The sequence below is a fragment of the Flavobacterium sp. W22_SRS_FP1 genome (assembly GCF_052113685.1).
Lineage (GTDB): Bacteria > Bacteroidota > Bacteroidia > Flavobacteriales > Flavobacteriaceae > Flavobacterium.
Map to the genome: position 1 here is coordinate 14989 of NZ_JBGQOE010000025.1, position 21291 is coordinate 36279.

Here is a 21291-nt window from a genome sequence, read left to right on the forward strand (position 1 = left end):
GATGAAAAAAATAAATATTTTTTTAGCACTACTCCTAGCTTTTTTCTTGAACGGCTGTGAAGATGTGGTTAGCATCGATTTAAAAACTGATGCTCCAAAATTAGTCATAGAGGCTTCTATAAATTGGTATAAAGGTACATCTGGAAGGGAACAAAGAATTAAATTAACCACCACCACAGATTATTACAGCAATCAAATTCCAAAAGTTTCGGGAGCGACAGTCACGATTAAAAACAGTTCAAATATTACATTTGATTTTACAGAACTTTCAGATACGGGCGTATATATTTGCTCCAATTTTATACCTATCATTAACGAAACTTATACTTTGACAATTATAAATAATGGCAATACCTATACCGCAAACGAAACTTTAAAATCAGTAGCTCCGATTGCTGAGATTATTCAAAACAACGAGGGTGGCTTTACAGGAACAGACGTAGAAATTAAAACCTACTACACAGACCCTGCAAATGAAACCAACTACTATTTATATCGGTACAATTACTCTAACGACGCAAGACAAAATTTTTATGCTGATGAAGACACTTTTTTTCAAGGAAATAAATTTTTCAGCGTTTCACAAAGTGATGATTTAAAAATTGGAGATCAAGTTACGGTCACTCACTACGGCGTGTCTAAACCCTATTACAATTATATGAATGTGTTAATAAGTATCGCTGGAAGCACTGGCGGTAGTCCGTTTCAATCACCACCAGCAACAGTAAGAGGAAATATTATTAATACTACAAGTCCAAATAACTTCCCTTTGGGCTATTTCTCAATAAGTGAAGCTGACACTAAAATATATACAATTGAGTAATCTAGTATTGTTTTTAGATCGTTCCTAATCATCGGTTTTACACAAGGCACAAAACCGAAATTTGTATTAAAAACTATTTTCTATCTTTGCAAAAAATATAATCGAATTAACGATTCTATACTCTAAACCTACTTCTCAAAATGTCCTCACACCATATTGTTCGCGATGACCAGGAACCCGCATTAATAATAGCTAACGGAGCTTCATGCAATCCCGAGTTATTAGGTCAATTATTAGAATGGTCTCCGCTAGTGATTGTGCTAGACGCCGCTATGGAAAGGGTTATGAAATTGGATATAAAAGTTGATGTCCTGTTAGGTGATTTTGATCGAAATTTTGATGCTAATTATTATAAAGAAAAACAATACCCCATTGAAATAGTTCATACACCGGATCAAAATAAAACCGATTTGGAGAAGGCATTTGATTATCTACATAAAAGGAATATCCCTGCCGTAAATGTAGTTTGGGCAACTGGTAGACGGACTGATCATACTATTACTAACCTAACAAATATTGTCAGATACCGAGAAAAATTAAAGATTGTCATACTAGATGATTATTCGAAAGTTTTTTTGTTGCCAAAAAAATTTGAAAAATGGTATACTGCAAACACCCCCATTTCATTAATCCCAATTGGCCATGTGACGGGAATCCAGTCCGAGAATCTGTTTTATCCTTTACAAAATGACAGCCTTACCATTGGATATCGAACGGGAAGCAGCAATCATGTAATCAAAGACGGAATCGTACTAGTACAACATGAACAAGGAGACTTATTAATGATGGAATGTACAGATTAGTTAAAATTCCGAAATAAAAGAAATAAACCTACAAGCGTTTAATTTTACATAACTTGCTAGGGATGCTCCCATAATGAATTCACAATTATTGCACTGAAGTACACAAAATGGCACCTAAAACTATTAAAGAAAAAACCAATTTACATCCAAGAAATCAACATAGATTGCGCTATGATTTTAAGATTTTAATTGAAAACTGTCCTGAACTGCAACCTTTTGTTTCCATTAACGAATATGATATTGAAACAATCGATTTTAGCAAACCTGAAGCAGTAAAGACTTTAAATAATGCGTTACTGATAACCTATTATGGAATTGAAAGCTGGGACATTCCTGAAAACTATCTGTGCCCTCCCATTCCAGGAAGAGCAGACTACATTCATTATATTGCGGATTTACTGGCAACAAGTAATAATGGAATAATTCCCAAAGGTGACTCAGTGCAAGGATTAGATATTGGTGTAGGCGCAAACTGCATTTACCCAATAATAGGAAATACCAGCTATGGATGGAGTTTTGTAGGAACGGATATCGATGAAAAAGCGATTGAAAACTGCGAAAAAATAATTGAAGCTAACCCAAAACTGATTGACAGTATCAGTTTACAGCAACAAACAGAATCCCGTTTCATTTTTAAAAATATAATTACACCTGAAGATAAATTTGCTTTCAGCATTTGCAACCCCCCTTTTCACAGCTCTCAAGAAGAAGCTACAAAAAGCAGCACACGAAAAGTAAATAATTTAGAGAAGACCAAAACCACCAAACCAGTATTGAATTTCGGAGGTCAAAATGCCGAATTATGGTGCGACGGTGGAGAACTCGGTTTCATTACACAAATGATTTACGAAAGTGCCAAATATCCCTTACAATGTTTATGGTTCACCACTCTAGTATCGAAACAATCTCATCTTTCGAGTATTTACAAAACATTAAACAAAGTAAATGTCGTTGAAGTAAAAACCATTGACATGGCACAAGGCCAAAAAAACAGCCGGATAATTGCTTGGACATTCTTGAGCGAATTACAACAGAAAGAATGGAAATTTGAACAGCTAGATTAAAGTTTTCCTCCCAAATTTTCCTCTAAACATTAAATTAAGTCTAATATGAAAGATTACTGGTGTAACAAATATGGTTGCTAAAGATCTTTCACATTAGACTTTTTTATTTACAAAAACCATTTGTTCTAAATACGCTAGCTATTTTAAGAAAAAAATTACTCTTTAGAAACAAAATACCCTGCAAAAGTAAAATTTAAAAAAAGCGTTAAATTATTATATTGATAAAAATAATAATTTTAAAAACAACAATTGCATCAATATCTCATCAAAGAAGAACAGCAGATTGCTAATTTATTATTATTTAACATATAAATAACATTTCAACTATAATATTGTACTTTAGCCGAAACTAAATAACCAAAACATAATGAAAAAACTCATTTTTATTCTAACCTTAATTTTCTCTGTAGGCCTAACCGCACAAGAAATTAAAGTTTCTGGTGTCGTAAGAGATGACGCCAAAGGAACTCTTCCAGCGGCTTCTGTTCTAGTAAAAGACACTAGCAATGGCACGACCACTGATGCTGATGGTAAATACTCCATCATGGCAAAGATTGGAGATATACTGCAATTTTCGTATGTTGGCCTAGAAACTAAAAGCATTAAAGTTACAGGAAGCACAGTTAATATTGTTTTAGCAGAAAGCGGCGTCGCTCTTCAAGATGTTGTGATTCTTGGTTCTCGTAGTTCTGCCAGAACAGTTACCGAATCAGCTGTGCCAATTGATGTGATTAGCATGAAAGATATTGCTTCACAAGGACCACAAGTCAATTTAAATCAAATATTAAACATGGTAGCGCCATCGTTTACTTCTAACACTACTACAGTAGCGGATGGAACAGATCATATTGATCCAGCCCAATTAAGAGGTTTGGGACCAGATCAAGTTTTAGTATTGGTTAACGGAAAAAGAAGACACACTTCTTCATTAGTAAATATTAATGGGTCTCCGGGAAGGGGATCTGTAGGGACAGATTTAAATTCAATTCCAGCTTTCGCTATTGACAGAATTGAAGTCCTTAGAGATGGTGCTTCTGCACAATATGGTTCAGATGCAATTGCAGGTGTTATTAACATCAATGTAAAAAAAGACACCAATAAATTTGACATCGCTCTTTTTGGAGGAAGTAACTTTTCAAAAAACGCAAATGACCACAGAGGAGGAAATGATGGAAACAATGCACAAATAGACATGAACTACGGTACAAGTCTAGGTAAAGAAAAGAGTTTCATTAATGCTACCGCAAGTTTCCAATTAAGAGGACAAACAAGTAGAGCAAAAGATGTTACTGGAGGATTATTCAGTGCATTCAATGCAATAGAACAAAGAGGATTTGAAGATGGAACAAACATCAATGAATTATGGGGAAACATTGGTAACACACCAAATTCTGCTCAAATAGTAACAGCGATTCATACTTACGCGCCACAAGTAGGGTATTTTAGTCCTGAACAACAAACTTCTATTCTAAATGCAAACACAATTGGCGCTATGCAAACCGCATTAAATTTTGACGCTACTGAAGGTGAATTAGCCTACAGAAAATTAGAGAGAAGAAATTTCAATATGAAAGTGGGACAATCTTCTCTAGAAAGTGCACAGTTTTTCTTAAATGGAGCTTATCCAATCAATGAAAATCTTGAAGTGTATGCTTTTGGAGGGACTAGTCATAGAACAGGTCAAGCTGCTGGTTTTTACAGAAAACCAAATCAATCGAGAGCTTATACCGCTTTGTATCCTAATGGTTTCTTACCAGAAATTCATTCTACAATTAATGACATATCAGCTGCCGCAGGACTTAGAGGTATGCTATTCAAGACATGGAATTTTGACTTGAGTAACACTTACGGTAAAAATAGTTTTGATTACAATATCGAAAACACATTAAACGCAACTTTAAGAGAAGACTCTCCTACTGAATTTGATGCTGGTGGATTGGCATTTTCTCAAAACACTACTAACTTTGATATATCAAGAAAATTTGATAAATTAAACGTTGCTTTCGGTTCAGAATATAGACATGAAAATTTCCAAATTATTGCTGGAGTGCCAGATTCTTATAATCAATATGATATAAATGGAAATGTTGCTTCTGGAATCCCTTCAGAAAGTAATCTTTTGCCAACTGATTTCTACGGTGCAACTAGACCAGGTGGAGCTCAAGTATTCCCTGGATTCAGACCTGCAAATGCAATTGACAATGGACGTAACAGTGTTGCTCTGTATACTGATTTAGAGTATGACGTTACTGAAAAATGGTTGTTAAACGGAGCACTTCGTTTTGAAAACTATTCTGATTTTGGTAACACGACAAACTACAAGTTAGCATCTCGTTACAAATTGACGGATAACATTAACTTACGTGGTGCAGTATCTACAGGATTTAGAGCGCCTTCATTACACCAAATTTACTTTAATTCGACTTCTACTTTGTTCACAAACGGAGTTCCTTCTGAAGTAGGTACATTTAGTAATGATTCACAGGTAGCGAAATTATTGGGTATCCCACAACTGAAACAAGAAGAGTCTCAAAGTGCAAGTATAGGTTTCACTGCTAAAATTCCAGAAGCAAGACTTACTTTGACTGCAGATGCTTATATCGTCAGAATTAACGACAGAGTTGTCCTTACTGATCAATTTGTTGCAAACACACCAGAGTTAGTGACTCTTTTTAACCAAGCTGGAGCAAACAAAGCAGGTTTCTTTGCTAATGCTATCGATACTGAATCAAAAGGAATTGACATCGTTATTAGCCATAAAGCAAACGTAGGGAATGGATTGACTTTGAAAACTGATTTATCAGGAACCATTTCCAGCACTAAAAGAGTAGGTTCTATACATGCATCGCAAATATTAGAAGATGCAGGTCAAATAAACAGTTACTATTCTGAATCAAGTAGAGTATATCTTCAAGAAGCAGTGCCAAGAGTTAAAGCAAACTTAACAAACTCGATTACAGTTAATAAATTTGATTTCTTTTTAAGAAATGTATATTTTGGTCAAGTTACTGATCCTAATACTGGAGATGCTAATGGAGATGGAACTGTAGACACTGCAGTAATTAATGGACAAACAGTTAATGTTGAACATCCTATATGGGGAGCTAAAGTAATAACTGACCTATCAGTAGGATATAAATTCACAGAAAGTGCTAAAATCGTAATAGGTGCAAACAACCTTTTTGATGTTTATCCAGACGAAAATCTAGAGTCATTAAAAAGTGGTAACCAATTTACTTATTCTAGAAACGTTTCTCAATTTGGACAAAACGGAAGATTCCTTTTTGCTCGTTTGAGCTTTAGTTTCTAAACAAATTATTTTATTGTTGGAAAAACCATCATGATTAGCATGATGGTTTTTTTTTTAGAATTAACTTCCGTACAGAATAGTTTTAAACTTCGTAACTTTGTAGTTCCAAAAACTTTGTCCCAAAATAATAATGAATTTCCAAGTAGTATCCGATTACCAACCCAAAGGCGACCAGCCACAAGCCATTGAAAAACTTACTCAAGGTATAATTGACGGTGAACAATTCCAAACTTTATTAGGAGTGACAGGTTCAGGTAAAACATTTACAGTGGCCAATGTTATTCAAGAAGTACAACGACCTACATTAGTTTTAGCGCATAATAAAACACTAGCGGCTCAATTATATTCTGAATTCAAACAGTTTTTTCCAAATAATGCGGTAGAATATTTCGTTTCCTATTACGATTATTACCAACCAGAAGCATTTATGCCGGTTACAGGAGTCTTTATTGAAAAGGATTTATCCATCAATGAAGAACTGGAGAAAATGCGAATGTCAACAACTGCTTCTTTACTTTCCGGTAGAAGAGATATTTTAGTAGTAGCATCGGTTTCTTGTTTGTACGGTATCGGAAACCCTGTCGAATTTCAAAAAAACTTAATTCCAATAGAGAAGGGACAAATCATTTCCAGAACAAAATTATTGCATCAATTGGTGCAAAGTTTATACTCTAGAACCGAAGCCGATTTTAATCCTGGAAGCTTCAGAATAAAAGGAGACACAGTAGACGTTTACCCTAGTTATGCGGATGAAGCCTATCGAATCCATTTCTTTGGAGATGAAATTGAAGAGATAGAATCTTTTGATGTGAAAACTTCTGAGGTCACCGACAAGTTCGAAAAACTGACAATCTATCCAGCCAATATGTTTGTGACATCTCCAGATGTTTTGCAAGGAGCAATCTGGGAAATTCAACAAGATTTAGTAAAGCAAGTCGATTATTTTAAAGAAATAGGAAAACACCTCGAAGCAAAACGACTAGAAGAAAGAACTAATTTTGATTTAGAAATGATTCGGGAATTAGGCTATTGCTCTGGAATCGAGAATTACTCTCGTTATCTCGATGGTCGTTTACCTGGAACAAGACCATTTTGTCTACTAGATTATTTTCCGAAAGATTATTTGATGGTGGTTGACGAAAGTCACGTGACCCTTTCTCAAGTAAAGGCCATGTATGGCGGCGACCGCAGCCGAAAAGAAAATCTAGTGGAATATGGCTTCCGACTTCCTGCTGCGATGGATAACCGTCCGTTGCAATTTGAGGAGTTTGAAACGATGCAAAACCAAGTGATATATGTGTCTGCAACTCCTGCAGATTATGAGTTACAAAAAACCGAAGGTGTCGTGGTGGAACAAGTAATTCGTCCTACCGGATTATTAGACCCTGTAATTGAAATCCGTCCAAGTCTAAACCAAATTGATGATCTAATTGAAGAAATTCAAGTACGTTGTGAACTGGATGAACGTGTTTTGGTCACTACCTTAACTAAAAGAATGGCTGAGGAATTGGCAAAATACTTAACAAAAGTTAACATTCGCTGTCGTTATATCCATTCTGATGTTGATACATTAGAACGGATTGAGATTATGCAAGACTTACGTAAAGGAATATTTGATGTCTTGATTGGAGTAAACTTACTTCGTGAAGGACTTGACTTACCAGAGGTGTCGCTAGTCGCCATCTTGGACGCCGATAAAGAAGGCTTCTTGCGCAGCCACCGTTCCTTAACACAAACGATTGGACGAGCAGCCAGAAACCTAAATGGAAAAGCCATAATGTATGCTGACAAAATCACAGCAAGTATGCAAAAGACCATCGACGAAACTGACTATCGCAGAACCAAGCAAATTAATTTTAATGTAGCGAACGATCAAGTTCCTCAAGCCCTAAACAAAAAAATTGAAAGCGCTTTTACCAAAAATCCTTTAGTAGATTACGAACTTGGATTGACATTAAACTCTGCTGCAGAAGAAGAAACGGAATATTTGTCAAAAGCCGAAATTGAAAAGCGAATCCGAGAAAAACGAAAATCAATGGAAAAAGCAGCAAAAGATTTAGATTTTATGCAAGCTGCAAAATTACGTGATGATATAAAAAAGCTCCAAACGCAACTAAGTTAATTGCGCTCTTCTTTAAAAATCTTCTTCAAAACATCCGCTGAAATAATTGTTTTTGGTGATTTCTCCATCTTCTTCAAAATTCGTTTGATCGCCTCTGAATTTAGGCCCATTCTGACCCCTATTTCTTTAATAGCAATAGATTCTTTTATCTGGAGAGTCCCGTCACTATGCATCAAAAGGGCTAATTTATAAAAATGCTGGATACGTTGCAACTCATTATTTATAGGCAACTTGGGTAGCTCCTGCTGAAACAAATCGTTAAAACCTCCTTTTTCAATATTGAGTTCGTTAGCTATCAAAAATAAAAATTCGTATTCTTTTTTATGTAAATGACCTTCTACTGTAGAAAAGGCAATCATTTCTAAAAGTAAGCTCTTTTTTTCTTCGTATGTATTCATCAAATTATTAATTTTAGCTAAAATATCATTTTTATACTGAAAACCCTAAATCTTGATAATGATTAAACAATTTACTCTAGTCATCGTATCTTTTTTTATGACTGGAAAAAATAGAGCACAATTAAGTACTGCTTCACCTCAAGTTTCGACTTTTACAATCGAAGCACCTCAGTTACAAGACTCAAAAAAAATATGGGTATATCTGCCAAAGAATTATTCCTCTTCAAATAAAAAATATTCGGTTATATACATGCATGATGCACAAAATCTATTTGACGCAAATACGTCCTACGCGGGAGAATGGAATGTTGATGAAAAACTGGAAGGATGGAGTTTTATTTGTAGCTATTCCGTTAAACAATTCTCTTACTATGTGTATATCAGAGAAGATCTTAAATTGGATAACGCACCCGATTTACAGACTGGGTTTGGTGTGAAAATGTCTTTGAAGATAAAGACAACACCTAAAATATAGATTCCTAAATGGAAATCATTTTAAAATTGTCCTAAAAAAGCAGTTAATTGCGCTCTTCTTTAAAAATCTTCTTCAAAACATCCGCTGAAATAATTGTTTTTGGTGATTTCTCCATCTTCGTCAAAATTCGTTTGATCGCCTCTGAATTTAGGCCCATTCTGACCCCTATTTCTTTAATAGCAATAGATTCTTTTATCTGGAGAGTCCCGTCACTATGCATCAAAAGGGCTAATTTATAAAAATGCTGGATACGTTGCAACTCATTATTTATAGGCAACTTGGGGAGCTCCTGCTGAAACAAATCGTTAAAACCTCCTTTTTCAATATTGAGTTCGTTAGCTATCAAAAATAAAAATTCGTATTCTTTTTTATTTAAATGACCTTCTACTGTAGAAAAGGCAATCATTTCTGAAAGTAAGCTCTTTTTTTCTTCGTATGTATTCATCAAATTATTAATTTTAGCTAAAATATCATTTTTATACTGAAAACCCTAAATCTTGATAATGATTAAACAATTTACTCTAGTCATCGTATTTTTTTTTATGACTGGAAAAAATAGAGCACAATTAAGTACTGCTTCAAATCAAGTTTCCACTTTTACAATCGAAGCACCTCAGTTGCAAGACTCAAAAAAAATATGGATATATCTGCCAAAGAATTATTCCTCTTCAAATAAAAAATATTCGGTAATATACATGCATGATGCACAAAATCTATTTGACGCAAATACTTCCTACGCGGGAGAATGGAATGTTGATGAAAAACTGGACAGCATTAATGCCCAAGTAATAGTTATAGGTATCGAACATGGTAACGAACAACGAATGGAGGAACTCACTCCTTTTGCGAATGAGAAATATGGTGGCGGTAATGCCGATGCCTATCTTAAATTTATTGTCAAGACCTTAAAACCACAAATTGATAGAACGTACAGAACAAAAACTAAAACAAGAAATACGATAATAATGGGAAGCTCCCTAGGAGGACTGGTTTCGTATTATGCCATCCTTAAATATCCAGAAATATTCGGGAAGGCTGCAATATTTTCACCATCCTTTTGGTTTTCGGATAAGATATTTGAGCTGGCTAATGAAAACAAAAAAATGAAAACAAAAATCTATTTCCTGTGTGGTGACAATGAGAGTGAAGATATGGTTTCCAATCTAAACAAAATGGACAAAATTGTGAACCAAAAAAGATGCAGCTGCCTCAATCTAACAAAAAAAGTAATTGTAAAAAATGGCCAACACAATGAAAAACTGTGGAGGGATGGTTTTTCAAATGCCGTAAAATGGCTTGGCTACTAATCTAATCATTGCATTTATTCAACAAGAAAAAAGAAATATTCAATTCTAACTTTATAAATACAACCAATTATGGAACTGATATTAAGAGCGTACGAGCTTAAGTTAAAACATACATTTACCATTTCAAGAGAATCAATTGATGTACAGCCATCGTTGATTGTGGAATTAAGAAGTGATGGATTTTCGGGTTATGGAGAAGCAACATCTAATCCCTATTACAAAACCACCGTTCCAGTGATGATGGATGATTTGAATAAAATTCGTTCCATTATTGAATCTACTACAAATGAAACTCCTGAAATATTCTGGGCAAAAATACATCCTTATTTAAAAGAAGATATGTTTGCTTTATGTGCTTTGGACATGGCCTATACCGATTTGTATGCGCGTAGAAAGGGAAAGAAGCTGTTCGAATTGTGGGAATACACTATCAATAAAAACCCATTAACGGATTATACTATCGGCATCGCTTCCATAGAGAAAATGCTTTCTAAAATGAAGGAATTACCATGGCCCATTTACAAAATAAAATTAGGAACCCCTGAAGATATTGAAATTGTAACGGAACTTCGAAAACATACTGATGCCATTTTTAGAATTGACGCGAACTGTGGCTGGGGAGTCGAAGAAACTATTAAGAATGCTGTTGCATTAAAAAAACTAGGAGTAGAGTTTTTGGAGCAACCAATGAAAGCAGATAATTGGGAAGGCCACAAAGAAGTATTCAAATATTCCGTTTTACCTGTTATCGCAGATGAAAGTTGCATTATAGAAGAAGATGTAGCGAAATGCCACAATCATTTTCATGGTGTTAATGTCAAACTCGTGAAATGTGGTGGGCTAACCCCAGGAAGAAGAATGATTCAGCAAGCAAAAGCTCTTGGTCTGAAAACAATGGTAGGTTGTATGACTGAATCATCGGTTGGGATATCTGCGATAGCGCACTTACTTCCTCAATTGGATTATGTAGATATGGATGGTGCTTTATTACTATCAGAAGACATTGCAACTGGGGTAACAATTAAAAATGGATTTGTATCCTATTCCGAATTGAACGGCACTGGAGTTACATTAAACACGCTATAAATGAAGGTCGATAAGTTTCCCAATAGAATCATAGAAAAAGATAAAGAGGATTATTTATATTTTGGCGGCACTGCTTACTTAGGATTACCGGCTAATGCTGAGTTTCAAAACATTCTTATCAAAAACATTTTAATCTGGGGGAGCTCTTACGGCAGCTCCAGAAACGCCAACATTAAATTAATGGCTTACGAGAACGGAGAAAGTTTCCTGGCTAAATCTATAAAATCAGAAGCCAGCCTCACAGTATCATCTGGAATGTTGGCCGGAAAAATAGTAATTGCGACCTTAGACTTTCAAACCGACTGCTTTTTTCATTTTCCCAATACACACACCGCGATTAAAACCCCAAATAGTCTCCCTTTCTTTATTGGAACAGAACTTAACCCTCGACTTTTGGATGACTTAAAAGAAAAAATCACCATTCTAACAGATGCAGTCCCTTCCTTTCAGGTAAAATCGATAGACCTTTCTTTTCTAAAGTTGATTCCAAATAATAAAGAAATTACATTAGTCGTTGATGAATCACACTCACTTGGAATAGTAGGAGAAAATGGTTGTGGTATTTACTCCTCTATTGATTATCTAAATATCAAAAGGAAAATTATGCTAGCGTCTTTGGGTAAAGCCTTTGGATTAACAGGAGGTGTGATTGCCAGTGATTTTGAATTCATCAAACAAATTGCAGCAAACGAGGTTTTTGTATCTAGCGCCGGAATGAATCCTGCCTTTGCACAAACAATACCCGATGCCAAACAAATCTATATTGGCCAACATCAAAAACTAAAAGATAATTTAAAATACCTGAAAGACCATTTAACAGAATCAAAAGCCTTCTCTTTCAATAAGAACTACCCCATTATTTATCCTGAAAATGAAAATAGCGCTGAAACATTCGCTGCCCATAAAATAATAATTACCAATTTTAAATACCCAACAGCAACTAAGGATTTAAACCGAATTGTAATTACAGCTAATCACAGGAAAGAAGATTTGGATAAAATAATTCACATTCTTAACCACAGCTAATTCAAAATTCAAAATTGGCGCACAAATACTTTAAAAACGTACCTTTGTAAAAAATTAGAATATGATGACAAATAACGATATCTTCAAAAAACTACGCGTAGCTTTAATGTTACGTGATGACCAAATAGTTGAAATATTGGAATTAGTAGATTTTAGAATCACTAAGTCCGAATTAGGGGCTTTTTTCCGTGACGAAAAACATGAGAACTATATGGAATGCGGTGACCAAGTTCTACGTAACTTTTTAAATGCATTGGTGATCCATCTGCGTGGAACAAAAGAGAACCCAAAAAACCCAAATGATGTTTTAGCAAAACATAAAGCTCAAATTCCTGCCAAAGAAGGAGCGAAAGAAAGACCTGAATTTAAAGCTAAACCAAGGGACGAAGAAAAGTCTAGAGGGGACCAAAGTCCTTCCAAATCGAGCTCAGCTGCTAAAAAACCTTCCAAAAAACAATACCCAAAAGGGAATGCAAAAGTACAGGTAGTAGAAAAAGTTAAATACAATTTTGGTAAGGCTAAAAAATAATGATTGAATGAAAACAGCTTTAATTATAGGAAGTACTGGTTTAATTGGCTCCCATTTATTAGAACTCTTATTAGACAGTAACAATTATGATAAAGTAATTACTTTCGTAAAAAGAGATACTGGAATAAAGCATCCAAAGTTGACGCAACACATAGTCAATTTTGATAAACCAGAAACCTATAAAAACTTTATCGCGGGAGATGATTTCTTTTGTACCATTGGAACAACAATCAAAAAAGCAGGAAGTAAAGAAGCATTTAGAAAAGTTGATTTTGAATACCCAAGCCAGTTTGCTTCTTTTGCCGCTCAAAATAAAGTCAAGCAATTTCTGATTGTTTCGTCACTAGGAGCAGATCTTAATTCTGGGAATTTTTACCTGAAAACAAAAGGAGAAATTGAAGCGTTCCTAAAAGATTCTGATTTCGAAAGCGTTTCTGTATTACAACCTTCCCTACTATTAGGAAACCGAACGGAGTTTCGATTAGGCGAAAAAATAGGCGCTTTTTTCATGAAGGCTTTCTCGTTTCTATTTATTGGAAAGTTAAAAAAATACAAGCCTATTGAAAGTACTACTGTTGCTAAAGCACTTTTAAAAATTGCACAGACAAATATTAAAGGTTTCAAAAAATATGAGTCCAATACAATACAGCAGATAGCAAGTTAATAAAAGTCGTTTTTCCTTTATTTATTATTGCAACAAAAAAAATCCTGTTCACCGAGGCGAACAGGATTTATAAATATATACCTATTTCTAATTAAGAAAGTGCTGCCGTTACTTGATCAGCTGCTTCTTGAAATTCAACAGCAGATAAAATTGGCATTCCTGAATTATCAATTAATTCTTTTGCAATAGCTGCATTAGTACCTTGTAAACGAACAATGATTGGCACATTTATAGCATCACCCATATTCTTGTAAGCATCAACTACTCCCTGCGCCACACGGTCACAACGAACAATACCTCCAAAAATATTAATCAAAATTGCTTTAACGTTTGGATCTTTTAAGATAATACGGAAAGCAGTCTCAACACGTTTTGCATCAGCAGTTCCACCTACGTCAAGGAAGTTTGCCGGCTCAAAACCAGCATACTTGATTAAATCCATCGTTGCCATCGCTAATCCAGCTCCGTTAACCATACATCCTACAGTACCATCAAGGTCGACGTAGTTTAATCCAACTTCTTTTGCTTCTACTTCAATTGGGTTCTCCTCGCGGATATCACGCATGTCAGCATAAGCTTTTTGTCTGTATAAAGCATTATCATCGATATTTACTTTAGCATCTACAGCCATAATTTTATTATCAGATGTTTTTAAAACCGGGTTGATTTCAAACATTGATGCATCAGATCCAATATATGCATTGTATAAAGCATCGATAAATTTTACCATTTCTTTGAAAGCGTTTCCAGAAAGACCTAAGTTAAAGGCTATTCTTCTTGCTTGAAAACCTTGTAATCCTACAGAAGGATCAATTTCCTCCGTAAAGATTAAATGAGGTGTGTTTTCAGCCACATCTTCAATATCCATTCCTCCTTCAGTAGAGTACATAATCATATTACGTCCTGTAGCTCTGTTTAATAATACGGATACATAAAACTCAGAAGTTTCACTTTCACCAGGATAATAAACATCTTCAGCAACTAAAACTTTGTGTACTTTTTTACCTTCAGCAGAAGTTTGAGGAGTAACTAATTGCATTCCGATAATCTGTTCTGCAATTTCTTCTACTTGTTGAATACTTTTGGCAAGCTTAACTCCACCACCTTTTCCACGTCCACCTGCATGAACTTGCGCTTTAATTACGTACCAACTTGTTCCTGTTTCGGCAGTTAATTGTTTTGCAGCAGCAACTGCTTCTACTGCATTGTTAGCTACAATTCCGCGTTGAATGCGAACTCCATAACTAGCTAGAATCTGTTTTCCTTGATATTCGTGTATGTTCATAATATAGAATTTGTCTGGATTCTGAATTTATTTCAGAATATAAGTGGCACAAAAATAGCAAAATTCATCTAAAAAGAGAAATCTTTTCCGCTTTTAAAAAGGGATTAATCATTTCGCTTCAATTTATAGTAAAGTTAGCTTGTGCTTACCGCTCCAATTTAGCTAATAATTAAAAAGAGAAAATAACTATATCGTTTGAAAATGCGAGCTTGAAGCGGTATAACTATCTTGTTCGTGTTAATTTTTAAATCTAGCAATGCATCTAATTATTAAATTGACAATCCAACCGTGATTTACAGTTATTATTATTATTTATTCAACGCTTTTATACCATTACTGCAAAAATAATTTATAATTACCCCTTCCGATTCATTATATTTAATGAATCGCTTATTTTTGTAAAAAACTATTAAGCATGAAAGTTAAAGAACAAGGCCTTTATTCTCCCGAATTTGAACACGACAATTGTGGTGCGGGATTTATTTGTAATTTAAACGGAATTAAGTCTAATGACATTATTCATAAAGCACTCGATATCCTGATTAAATTAGAACATCGCGGTGCGGTAAGTGCAGACGGTAGAACTGGAGACGGAGCTGGAATTCTTTTTGATATCCCACACGATTTTTTCAAAAAAGTATGTGACTTTAAAATTCCAGAAACAAGACAATACGCGGTTGGAATGGTTTTTTTACCAAAAAAGAAAAACCAGGTTAAATTTAGCATGGATACTTTTGAGAGTGCAGTGCGCGATCAAAATTTGAACATTCTTGGCTGGAGAGACGTACCAGTTGATATTGCTTTTCTAGGACAAATTGCAGCCGAAAAAGAACCTACGGTAAAACAAATTTTTATTGGTAAAAACGGATTGGATTTAACTGAACAACAATTCAATGCCAAACTTTTTGCGGCTAGAAAAATAGCAGAACATGCTATTCGGAACTCAAAAATTTCGGAAAGTCATATGTTCTATTTTTCAAGTTTATCTACAACTACAATTATATACAAAGGATTGCTAATGCCAGAAGACATTAGCGGTTACTATAAAGACTTAAGTGATGACGATTTAGTTACTCGCCTCGCGCTAGTACACCAACGTTTTTCAACAAATACATTTCCTTCTTGGGAATTAGCACAACCATTTCGTTATATGTGCCACAATGGAGAGATTAATACACTTCGAGGTAATGTAAGCCGAATGCGCGCTCGTGAAGAGCTGATGCAAAGTGATGTTTTTGGCGATGACATCAAAAAAATGTTCCCTATAATATTAGAAGGAAAATCTGATTCCGCTTCAATGGATATGGTTATCGAATTATTACTAATGACTGGTCGCTCTTTGCCAGAAGCTATGATGATGGTCGTTCCAGAAGCTTGGGAAAAACACCAAACCATGTCTGATGATAAAAAAGCGTTTTACGAATACAACTCTTGTATCATGGAACCTTGGGATGGGCCAGCTTCTATTCCATTTACTGATGGTGATGTAATCGGTGCTTTATTAGATAGAAACGGATTACGTCCTTCTCGCTACACACTTACTAAGGGTGGTTTTGTAATTATGGCCTCTGAAATAGGTGTTCTTGACATCAAACCAGAAGATGTAGTACAACATGGTAGATTAGAGCCCGGTAAAATGTTCCTAGTCGACATGAACGAAGGTCGCATCATCGAAGATGACGAAATAAAAAATGCAATCGTAACCAAACGTCCTTACAGAAAATGGCTTAACGAAAACCTACTGCCACTGGCTAAGGTACCGTATACAAATAACAACACACCTACAGAAAATTTAGATTTTGAAACAAGGTTGCGTTTGTTTGGATATACTATTGAGGATTTAAAGACTATCATAAACCCGATGGGTTCTAAGGGAGCCGAAGTAATTAGCTCTATGGGTAACGACACTCCTTTAGCAGTACTATCAGATCAACCACAACTCTTATATAACTACTTTAAACAATTATTTGCTCAGGTAACAAATCCTCCTTTGGATGGTATTCGTGAAGAAATAATTACAGATATCAGTTTAGCAATTGGCGGCGATTACAATATTTTTGATATTGAATCAAAACATTGTAAAAAACTTAAAATCCAAAATCCTGTTATTTCAAAAGAGGATTTAGATAAAATAAAAAACATTAACCATGCCGATTTCAAATCTGCAACAATATCTACTTTATATAAAATAGAAAAAGGAGCAAATGGTTTAGAGCGCGCATTGGAGAAATGTGTTCAGGCTACTTACAAAGCAGTCGAAGAAGGGCATAACATTATCATCCTTTCGGACAGGGGTGTCAGTGCAGAGATGGCTCCGATACCTATGCTGATGGCATGTTCATACATTCATCATTCCTTAAACCTGTTGCAAGTTCGTTCAAAATTTGGAATTATTATTGAATCAGCCGAACCACGTGAACCGCATCATTTTGCTTCGCTGTTTGGTTATGGAGCAAGTGCCATAAATCCTTATTTGGTAAACGAAATAATACGCGACCAAGTCGAAAAAGGTATTATTACTGACTTAAAAGCGGATTATGCGATTACAAACTATAACAAAGCAATTGCAAAAGGGATTCTGAAAATCATGAACAAAATCGGGATCTCTACTTTACAGTCGTACAGAGCTGCTCAGATTTTTGAAATATTGGGTCTAAACAAAAGTTTTTCATCTAAATATTTCCCATATACACCGTCAAGAATTGAAGGTATTGGACTAATCGAAGTAGAAAAAGAAATTAAAAAAAGATATCAAAAGGCATTTCCTAACTCTAATATTGCTAGTCTTTTACCTTTAGAAATCGGTGGAATATACCGATGGAGGAGAACAGGAGAAAAGCATATGTTTAACCCAACTACGATTTCAAAATTGCAACAGGCAGTTAGGTTAAACAGCCCAGAGAGTTATAAGGAATACTCCACGATGGTCAATGACCAGAGTAAAAACCTAATGACAATCAGAGGTTTATTTGAATTCAATAACCTAGACCCTATTTCTATTGATGAAGTAGAACCTTGGACTGAAATCGTTAAAAAATTCAAAACTGGCGCCATGTCGCTTGGCTCGATTAGTAAAGAAGCCCACGAAAATTTGGCTATTGCCATGAACAGAATTGGAGGAAAAAGTAACTCTGGCGAAGGAGGAGAAGATCCATCTCGATTCATAAAGAACTTAAATGGTGATTCTAAAAATAGTGCCATCAAACAAGTCGCTTCTGGAAGATTCGGGGTCTCTATCGACTATCTGACAAGTGCTAAAGAGATTCAAATAAAAATGGCCCAAGGTGCTAAACCTGGTGAAGGTGGGCAATTACCTGGTCCAAAAGTAGATCCACAGATAGCCAAAGTGCGAAACTCAACACCTTATGTAGGTTTAATTTCCCCACCTCCGCATCACGATATTTATTCTATTGAAGATCTATCTCAATTGATTTTTGATTTAAAAAATGCCAATCGCGAAGCGCGTGTGAATGTAAAATTAGTTGCTGAAGTAGGTGTTGGAACTATTGCTGCAGGTGTTGCCAAAGCAAAAGCGGATGTAATTTTAATTTCAGGATATGATGGAGGAACTGGTGCTGCGCCATTAACTTCTTTACAACATACTGGTATTCCTTGGGAACTTGGTTTAGCTGAGGCACAACAAACATTGATATTAAACGACCTAAGAAGTCGTGTAGTCTTAGAATGCGATGGACAGTTAAAAACAGGTCGTGATGTAGCTATTGCTGCTTTGCTTGGTGCAGAAGAATTTGGTTTTGCCACTGCCCCACTAGTTGCTTCTGGCTGTATCATGATGAGAGCTTGCCACCTAAACACCTGTCCTGTTGGCATCGCAACCCAAGATCCTGAATTAAGAAAAAACTTCAAAGGAACACCAGAGCACATAATTAATTTTATGTATTTCATTGCTGAAGAGTTAAGAGAAATCATGGCGCAATTAGGGTTTAGAACGTTAAAAGAAATGGTTGGACAGTCACAAAAACTGAATGTCAACAAGGCTATTAAACATTATAAAGCAAGTGGTTTAGATTTATCGACCATTCTTTATAAACCAGAAAAAGCCAAAACAGTACCAAATCACAATACAACAACCCAAGATCACGATCTAGAAAACGTACTTGATTTTGAAATTATAACGGCAGCAATTCCTTCTATATATAGAAAAGAAAAAACGAGAATCAATTTTAAAATAAAAAACACCGACCGCTCCGTCGGAGCCATTTTGAGTAATGAAATCTCAAAAATATATGGTGCCCAAGGATTACCTGATGATACTATTTTAGTTGACTTTGAGGGTTCAGCAGGGCAAAGCTTTGGTGCATTTGCAACAAACGGATTGTCATTTAAAATTCATGGAAACTGTAATGACTATTTAGGAAAAGGACTTTCAGGAGGAAAATTAATTATTAAAGTTCCACCTACTGCTACCTTCAAACCAGAAGAGAACATAATCATAGGAAATGTAGCCCTTTATGGTGCTATAACTGGTGAAGCCTACATAAACGGAATGGCTGGTGAACGTTTTGGAGTAAGAAATTCTGGAGCACTGGCAGTCGTAGAAGGAATTGGAGACCATGGATGTGAGTACATGACCGGAGGAATAGTAGTAGTACTTGGAAAAACAGGTAGAAATTTTGCTGCTGGAATGAGCGGCGGTATTGCCTATGTTTTTGATGAGAAAAAACAATTCGAGAACGGTTTATGCAACATGGAAATGGTAGCATTGGAAACTTTAGAAGACGAAGATTTAATAAAACTGAGACGTTTAATTAAAAATCATTCTATGTACACCAACAGCCCATTAGCCAAAAGAATATTGGAAGACTGGGAAAACCAACAAAAACATTTTGTCAAAGTAATGCCGACAGATTACAAAATAGCATTACAAAGATTAGCAGACGAACAGAAAATTGAAGAACTAATAGCATAGTCATGGGAAAGATAGGTGGATTTAAAGAATACAATAGAACGGACGAAAGCAACACAATAGTTAAGGAACGTGTATCAAACTATAATGAGTTTACGATTCCGCTACCAAAAGATAAAATAAAAGAGCAAGGATCGAGATGTATGGATTGCGGAATCCCATTTTGTCACAGTGCCTGTCCATTGGGAAATTTAATTCCTGATTTTAATGACATGGTACATCAAGAAGAATGGCAAGGCGCTTTGGAGATATTACAATCGACAAATAACTTTCCTGAATTTACAGGTCGTTTATGCCCTGCCCCTTGCGAAAAATCATGTGTTCTTGGTATAATAGAAGAACCAGTGGCAATAGAAAATATTGAAAAAAATATAATCGAAAGAGGTTTTGCTGAAGGATGGATCAAACCACAAATACCCGCTGTAAGAACAGGTAAAACAGTAGCCGTGATTGGATCTGGACCTGCTGGACTTGCCGCTGCACAACAATTAAACAGAGCCGGACACACCGTTACCGTTTTCGAAAGAGACAATGCTATTGGCGGTTTATTGCGTTACGGAATTCCAAACTTCAAATTAGAAAAAGGAATTATCGACAGACGTGTGTTAGTATTAGAAGCCGAAGGGATAGTTTTCAAAACTAATGTGAATGTTGGTGTAAATTATAGTGTAGAACAACTTAATGAATTTGATTCAATTGTTTTATGTGGTGGCTCAACAGAAAGCAGAAGCTTACCTACAAAAGGAATAGAAACAAAAGGAGTTGTTCAAGCAATGACTTTCTTAACCCAACAAACGAAATCATTATACGGCGAAGTAATTCCTGACCAAATAAAAGCTACTGGAAAAGACGTAATTGTTATCGGTGGTGGAGATACAGGATCTGATTGTGTGGGAACTTCAAACAGACAGGGAGCAAAATCAGTGACGAATTTTGAAATCATGCCTAAACCACCAGTTGGAAGAAGTGAAACTACGCCTTGGCCATTTTGGCCTTTGCAGTTAAAAACTTCTTCATCTCACGAGGAAGGTTGCGAAAGGAACTGGTTGATCAATACTAAGGAATTCATTTCAAACGAAAAAGGAGAATTAGTCGGTCTAAAAACTGTTGAAGTGACTTGGAAAATGACTCCAGGACAGAGACCAGAATTAGTAGAGAAAGAAGGATCAGAGAAAACTTGGCCCTGTGATTTAGCCCTATTGGCCCTTGGTTTTACAGGACCAGAAAAAACCTTGAGCAGTCAATTGGGATTAGAATTAGACATGCGAACTAATTACAAAGCAACTAATTATAAAACTAATGTACCTCACATATTCACCGCTGGAGACATGCGCAGAGGACAATCTCTAATTGTTTGGGCAATCTCTGAAGGTCGTGAGGCCGCAAGGGAAGTTGACTTATATTTGATGGGATCTACTAACTTACCTACAAAAGGAAATGGCGATTTACCAAGTCTCTAATAAAGATTTAAA

The 21291-nt window shown here is 35.5% G+C and carries 16 protein-coding genes; 13 read left to right on the forward strand and 3 right to left on the reverse strand.

The window, feature by feature from the left end:
• The first annotated feature begins 1 nt into the window (after window position 1).
• The 5 genes from ACEN2H_RS12645 (at window position 2) to uvrB (ending at window position 8122) form a co-directional block, all read left to right on the forward strand.
• Window positions 2-823 (forward strand): DUF4249 domain-containing protein, encoded by an 822-nt coding sequence (locus tag ACEN2H_RS12645; RefSeq protein ID WP_441732910.1) that lies wholly within the window; start codon window positions 2-4, stop codon window positions 821-823.
• Between the two features lie 140 nt (window positions 824-963).
• A complete protein-coding gene (locus ACEN2H_RS12650) occupies window positions 964-1626 on the forward strand; it encodes a thiamine diphosphokinase (protein WP_441732912.1) in 663 nt (220 codons plus the stop codon).
• Between the two features lie 107 nt (window positions 1627-1733).
• Window positions 1734-2690 carry a 23S rRNA (adenine(1618)-N(6))-methyltransferase RlmF gene (gene rlmF, locus ACEN2H_RS12655; protein WP_441732914.1) on the forward strand — a complete coding sequence of 319 codons (957 nt, stop codon included), beginning with the start codon at window positions 1734-1736 and terminating at the stop codon, window positions 2688-2690.
• A gap of 367 nt (window positions 2691-3057) precedes the next feature.
• Entirely contained in the window at window positions 3058-6000 is a 2943-nt protein-coding gene (locus ACEN2H_RS12660) for a TonB-dependent receptor (protein WP_441732916.1), read from the forward strand.
• A 130-nt stretch (window positions 6001-6130) separates the two neighbouring features.
• Entirely contained in the window at window positions 6131-8122 is a 1992-nt protein-coding gene (uvrB, locus tag ACEN2H_RS12665) for an excinuclease ABC subunit UvrB (RefSeq protein WP_441732918.1), read from the forward strand.
• Here the strand turns inward: uvrB and ACEN2H_RS12670 are convergent.
• Window positions 8119-8520, reverse strand: a complete 402-nt coding sequence (locus tag ACEN2H_RS12670; RefSeq protein WP_441732920.1) for an excinuclease ABC subunit B — start codon at window positions 8518-8520, stop codon at window positions 8119-8121. The two genes, uvrB and ACEN2H_RS12670, sit on opposite strands and share 4 nt — an antisense overlap.
• A 58-nt stretch (window positions 8521-8578) precedes the next feature.
• Here ACEN2H_RS12670 and ACEN2H_RS12675 point away from each other — a divergent pair, with 58 nt between their 5' ends.
• Entirely contained in the window at window positions 8579-8995 is a 417-nt protein-coding gene (locus ACEN2H_RS12675) for an alpha/beta hydrolase-fold protein (protein ID WP_441732922.1), read from the forward strand.
• A gap of 43 nt (window positions 8996-9038) precedes the next feature.
• Here ACEN2H_RS12675 and ACEN2H_RS12680 read toward each other — a convergent pair whose 3' ends face one another.
• The gene (locus ACEN2H_RS12680) at window positions 9039-9440 is read right to left on the reverse strand and encodes an excinuclease ABC subunit B (RefSeq protein WP_441732924.1); all 402 of its coding nucleotides are present in this window, start codon (window positions 9438-9440) and stop codon (window positions 9039-9041) included.
• Between the two features lie 58 nt (window positions 9441-9498).
• Between ACEN2H_RS12680 and ACEN2H_RS12685 the strand changes: the two genes are divergently transcribed.
• The 5 genes from ACEN2H_RS12685 (at window position 9499) to ACEN2H_RS12705 (ending at window position 13607) form a co-directional block, all read left to right on the forward strand.
• Window positions 9499-10302, forward strand: coding sequence for an alpha/beta hydrolase (locus tag ACEN2H_RS12685; RefSeq protein WP_441732926.1), 804 nt, complete (start codon window positions 9499-9501; stop codon window positions 10300-10302).
• Between the two features lie 69 nt (window positions 10303-10371).
• Window positions 10372-11388: a dipeptide epimerase gene (locus ACEN2H_RS12690; protein WP_441732928.1), complete on the forward strand. Its 1017-nt coding sequence runs from the start codon at window positions 10372-10374 to the stop codon at window positions 11386-11388.
• A complete protein-coding gene (locus tag ACEN2H_RS12695) occupies window positions 11389-12414 on the forward strand; it encodes an aminotransferase class I/II-fold pyridoxal phosphate-dependent enzyme (RefSeq protein ID WP_441732930.1) in 1026 nt (341 codons plus the stop codon).
• Window positions 12415-12478: 64 nt separating this feature from the next.
• Window positions 12479-12943 carry a DUF1456 family protein gene (locus ACEN2H_RS12700; RefSeq protein WP_441732950.1) on the forward strand — a complete coding sequence of 155 codons (465 nt, stop codon included), beginning with the start codon at window positions 12479-12481 and terminating at the stop codon, window positions 12941-12943.
• Window positions 12944-12950: 7 nt separating this feature from the next.
• Window positions 12951-13607 carry an NAD(P)H-binding protein gene (locus tag ACEN2H_RS12705; protein WP_441732932.1) on the forward strand — a complete coding sequence of 219 codons (657 nt, stop codon included), beginning with the start codon at window positions 12951-12953 and terminating at the stop codon, window positions 13605-13607.
• A 91-nt stretch (window positions 13608-13698) separates the two neighbouring features.
• Here the strand turns inward: ACEN2H_RS12705 and sucC are convergent, their stop codons facing one another.
• On the reverse strand, window positions 13699-14892 hold the full coding sequence (sucC, locus tag ACEN2H_RS12710; protein ID WP_441732934.1) for an ADP-forming succinate--CoA ligase subunit beta: 1194 nt from the start codon (window positions 14890-14892) through the stop codon (window positions 13699-13701).
• A gap of 415 nt (window positions 14893-15307) precedes the next feature.
• On the opposite strand from sucC, the gene gltB reads away from it, so the two are divergent.
• Together gltB and ACEN2H_RS12720 are read left to right on the forward strand one after the other, a co-directional pair.
• A complete protein-coding gene (gene gltB, locus ACEN2H_RS12715) occupies window positions 15308-19822 on the forward strand; it encodes a glutamate synthase large subunit (RefSeq protein WP_441732936.1) in 4515 nt (1504 codons plus the stop codon).
• Window positions 19823-19824: 2 nt separating this feature from the next.
• The gene (locus tag ACEN2H_RS12720) at window positions 19825-21279 is read left to right on the forward strand and encodes a glutamate synthase subunit beta (protein ID WP_441732938.1); all 1455 of its coding nucleotides are present in this window, start codon (window positions 19825-19827) and stop codon (window positions 21277-21279) included.
• Window positions 21280-21291 lie beyond the last annotated feature (12 nt).